Annotated in this window: 4 protein-coding genes; 2 read left to right on the top strand and 2 right to left on the bottom strand. The window is 70.3% G+C overall.

Annotation, left to right across the window (positions count from 1 at the left end):
- Positions 1-3 precede the first annotated feature (3 nt).
- Complete coding sequence (locus tag ACWF94_RS35400) at positions 4-675, bottom strand: response regulator (protein WP_453498289.1); 672 nt, start codon at positions 673-675, stop codon at positions 4-6.
- Between the two features lie 10 nt (positions 676-685).
- Entirely contained in the window at positions 686-1,579 is an 894-nt protein-coding gene (locus ACWF94_RS35405; protein WP_453498292.1) for a RecB family exonuclease, read from the bottom strand.
- Between the two features lie 184 nt (positions 1,580-1,763).
- Here ACWF94_RS35405 and ACWF94_RS35410 point away from each other — a divergent pair, with 184 nt between their 5' ends.
- The gene (locus tag ACWF94_RS35410) at positions 1,764-3,011 is read left to right on the top strand and encodes a site-2 protease family protein (RefSeq protein ID WP_453498295.1); all 1,248 of its coding nucleotides are present in this window, start codon (positions 1,764-1,766) and stop codon (positions 3,009-3,011) included.
- A 93-nt stretch (positions 3,012-3,104) separates the two neighbouring features.
- The gene (locus tag ACWF94_RS35415; RefSeq protein WP_453498298.1) at positions 3,105-3,992 is read left to right on the top strand and encodes a tRNA (adenine-N1)-methyltransferase; all 888 of its coding nucleotides are present in this window, start codon (positions 3,105-3,107) and stop codon (positions 3,990-3,992) included.
- Positions 3,993-4,024 lie beyond the last annotated feature (32 nt).

Raw genomic sequence — 4,024 nt, forward strand, 5'->3', positions numbered from 1 at the left:
CCACTACTGAGCGCCCGGCCGCACCAGACCGCTCTCGTACGCGTACACCGCGGCCTGTACCCGGTCCCGCAGCCCCAGCTTGGTCAGCACATGCCCCACATGCGTCTTCACCGTCGTCTCGCTGACAAAGAGATCCGCCGCGATCTCGGCGTTCGACAATCCCCGCGCCACCAGCTTCAGCACCTCCACCTCCCGGTCGGTGAGCGTATGCAACGTGTCCGGGAGCGGTTCCTCGCCCGACGGCAGATGTCCCGCGTACTTGTCCAGCAGCCTGCGCGTGATGCTCGGCGCCAGCATCGCCTCACCCGCCGCGACCACACGGATCGCCTGCACCAGCTCATCCGCCGGGGCGTCCTTCAGCAGAAAGCCGCTCGCCCCCGCCCGCAGCGCCTCCACCACATACTCGTCGAGGTCGAACGTGGTCAGCACCAGCACCTTCGCCGGGCCGTCCCGGCCCGGGCCGGTGATCTGCCGGGTCGCCTCGACCCCGTCCATCCGGGGCATCCGGATATCCATCAGCACAACATCGGGCTGCAGCGCCCGCACCTGGTCGAGAGCCTGGAGACCGTCCCCGGCCTCACCCACGACCGCGATGTCCTGCTCGGCCTCCAGAATCATCCGGAAACCGGTACGCAGCAGCGGCTGGTCATCGACCAGCAGGACGCGGATAGCCACAGAGAACTCCTCACATTCGGTCAGAGGCCATTCTGCCCTGACCGGCCTCCGACGAGTCCGGCGCGTCCGCCGGGGAAACGCTCAGCGGATAGACCGGGGGAGTACCGCCGAACTCGGGACACACCGCCTGGTGGTCACACCAGCCGCACAGCTTCGTCGGCCGGGGCCGCCAGTCCCCCGACTCCGTCGCCACCCGGATCGCCTCCCACAGCGCCAGCAGCTTCCGCTCCACACGCTCCAGATCCGCCCGCACCGGGTCGTACGTCAGCACATCGCCACTGCCCAGATACACCAGCTGGAGCCGCCGGGGCACCACCTTCTTCAGCCGCCAGATCACCAGCGCGTAGAAGGTCATCTGGAACAGCGCGCCCTCGCTGTACTCCGGGCGCGGCGCCTTCCCCGTCTTGTAGTCGACGATCCGCACCTCACCCGATGGCGCCACATCCACCCGGTCGATCACCCCGCGCAACCGCAGCCCCGACTCCAGCTCCGTCTCCACGAACATCTCCCGCTCCGCCGGCTCAAGACGCGTCGGATCCTCCAGCGAGAACCACCGCTCCACCAGCGTCTCCGCCTCGCCCAGCCAGCGCGCCAGCCGCTCACCCCCCGCGTCCTCCGCGAACAGATCCCCCAGCTCCGGCCGGTTCTCCAGCAGCCGGTCCCACTGCGCCGGAATCAGCGATTTCGCCCGCGGAGCCGTACGCTCCACCGCCGGGGCGTCGAACAGCCGCTCCAGCACCGCATGCACCAGGGTGCCCCGCGTCGCCGCCTCGCTCGGTTTCTCCGGCAATCTGTCGATCACCCGGAACCGGTACAGCAGGGGACACTGCATGAAATCGGCCGCCCGCGACGGAGACAGCGACATGGGCCCCCGGCCCGGTCCGGACTCCTGACTCGTACTCATGACGCAGACCCTACGACCCGCCACTGACAGCGAGCGCAATACCATCGACGTCAGAGGCATCGACGCTGCATGATCGGATGAGGAAAGCAACCCCCCGCCCCCGCCACCAGCGCCACCGGGACACCACCAGCGCCGCCGGACACCACAGCCGAGACCACACCCCACACCCAGCCGAAGGGAACCCGTGAACGAGGACGACACGAGAGGCGAGCGCGAGCGGTCGCGGGCCGAATCGGGCGGAGAGACCCCCCCGAACGGCAAGCGCCGGCGCTCCGACGGCCCCGGCGGCGGAATCCTCATGGGCCGCCCCTTCGGCGTGCCCGTCTACGTCGCCCCCAGCTGGTTCCTCGTCGCCGCCCTCATCACCTGGGTCTTCGGCGGACAGCTCGACCGTGTCCTGCCCGACCTCGGCGGCGCCCGCTACCTCGTCTCGCTCTTCTTCGCCGTCGCGTTCTACGCCTCCGTCCTCGTCCATGAACTCGCCCACACCGTCGCCGCGCTCCGCTTCAAGCTCCCGGTCCGCCGCATCCAGCTCCAGTTCTTCGGCGGCGTCTCCGAGATCGAGAAGGAGACCGAGACCCCCGGCCGCGAATTCATCCTCGCCTTCGTCGGCCCGCTCCTCTCCCTCGTCCTCGCCGGCGTCTTCTACGCGGGCATGCAGGCCGTCGAACCCGGCACCGTCCCCGGCGTCCTCCTCGCCGGCCTCATGATCTCCAACCTGATCGTCGCCGCCTTCAACCTCCTGCCCGGGCTCCCCCTGGACGGCGGCCGGATGCTGCGCGCCATCGTCTGGAAGATCACCGGCAAGCCGATGAGCGGCACCATCGCCGCCGCCTGGGTCGGCCGTGCCCTCGCCGTCGCCGTCCTCATCGGCCTCCCCCTCCTCACCCACACCGGCGCCCTCGGCAACCCCGCCCAGGACATCGGCGGCATGGAAACCGTCACCGACGCCCTCCTCGCCGCCATCCTCGCGGCCATCATCTGGACCGGCGCGGGGAACAGCCTCCGCATGGCCCGCCTGCGCGAACACCTCCCCGAACTGGAAGCGCGCACCCTCACCCGCCGCGCCGTCCCCGTCGAATCCGGCACCCCCCTCTCCGAAGCCCTCCGCCGTGCCAACGAAGCCGGCGCCCGCGCCCTCGTCGTGGTGGACGGCCAGGGCGACCCCACCGCCCTCGTCCGCGAGACCGCCATCGTCTCCGTCCCCGAGCACCGCCGCCCCTGGGTCGCCGTCAGCGGCCTCGCCCAGGACCTCACCGACGGCATGAAGATCCCCGCCACCCTCGCCGGCGAAGCCCTCCTCGACCGCCTCAGGGCCACCCCCGCCACCGAATACCTGGTCATCGAGAACACCGGAGAGATCTACGGCGTCCTGTCCACCGCCGACGTCGAGCGAGCCTTCGTCGCCGCCATGGCCCGGCCGCACTCCTGACCTCCGCACTCCTGACCTCCGCGCGCCGGACCCCGTTGCCTCCGCGCCGCGCTCCTGGTCTCCGGCCTCCCGCACGCCCGGTAGGCTGGTCACATGTCCGAACCGACCGGTGCCGCCCGCCGTCGCGGGCCCTTCGCAGTCGGGGACCAGGTCCAGCTCACCGATCCCAAGGGACGCCACTACACCTTCACGCTCGAAGCCGGGAAGAACTTCCACACCCACAAAGGGTCCTTCCCCCACGACGAGCTGATCGGCGCCCCCGAGGGCAGTGTGGTCCGAACCACGGGAAACGTCGCCTACCTCGCGCTGCGCCCCTTGCTCCCCGACTATGTCCTGTCCATGCCCCGCGGTGCCGCCGTGGTCTACCCCAAGGACGCGGGGCAGATCCTGGCCTTCGCCGATATCTTCGCCGGCGCCCGCGTCGTCGAGGCCGGGGTCGGCTCCGGCTCGCTCAGCGCCTTTCTGCTCCGCGCCATCGGCGATCACGGCATGCTGCACTCCTACGAGCGCCGCCAGGACTTCGCCGACATCGCCCGGCAGAACGTCGAGCGCTACTTCGGCGGCCCACACCCCGCCTGGCAGCTCACCGTCGGCGACCTCCAGGACAATCTCACCGACGCGGACGTCGACCGAGTGATCCTCGACATGCTCGCCCCCTGGGAGTGCCTGGACGCCGTCTCCAAGGCCCTCGTGCCCGGCGGCATCCTCTGCTGCTACGTCGCCACCACCACCCAGCTCGCCCGCACCGTCGAGTCCATCCGCGAGATCGGCTGCTTCGCCGAACCCCAGCCCTGGGAATCGATGATCCGCAACTGGCATGTCGAAGGGCTCGCCGTCCGCCCCGACCACCGGATGATCGGCCACACCGGATTCCTCCTCACCGCCCGCCGCCTCGCCGACGGCGTGGAACCCCCGATGCGCCGCCGCAGGCCGGCCAAGGGCGCCTACGGGGACGACTACGAAGGTCCCAACAAGACCTGACCCACCGCCTGACGCACCGTCTGACACAGACA

Source organism: Streptomyces sp. NPDC055078 (assembly GCF_053607985.1).

What these genes read in the sequence shown, in the direction of transcription:
- ACWF94_RS35405 (WP_453498292.1), bottom strand. Translation starts at nt 1,579, where the DNA reads ATGAGTACGAGTCAGGAGTCCGGACCGGGCCGGGGGCCCATGTCGCTG.
- ACWF94_RS35415 (WP_453498298.1), top strand. Translation starts at nt 3,105, where the DNA reads ATGTCCGAACCGACCGGTGCCGCCCGCCGTCGCGGGCCCTTCGCAGTC.